We start from the raw sequence: 272 nt of genomic DNA on the forward strand, positions 1-272 counted from the left end.
CGCGGGTAAGCGCCAGCGCTTCCTGCTCATCCATAATGTCGTTTTGCGCCAGCAATTCCAGAATGCGCACGTTATCCGACCAGCGCGTCAGCTTCGGTTTTTCATGCGCATAGCGCAGCACCAGATATTGCGTAATAAATTCAATATCTGTAATGCCACCCTCATCCGCTTTAATATCAAAACGATCCCGATGCTTATTGCCCAAATGGGCGCGCATTTTCTCACGCATTTCACGCACGTCGGTCTGCAAGGTTTTCCCATCACGGACGAGG

At 51.1% G+C, this 272-nt stretch carries 1 protein-coding gene; it reads right to left on the reverse strand.

All coding sequences use genetic code 11. The annotated features are described in order from the left end of the window. Nucleotides 1–272: hypothetical protein (locus FDX22_RS27555; protein WP_186805486.1), on the reverse strand; the 272-nt coding region annotated here is incomplete at both ends.

This window comes from Citrobacter sp. TBCS-14, from assembly GCF_005280805.1.
GTDB lineage: Bacteria > Pseudomonadota > Gammaproteobacteria > Enterobacterales > Enterobacteriaceae > Citrobacter > Citrobacter gillenii.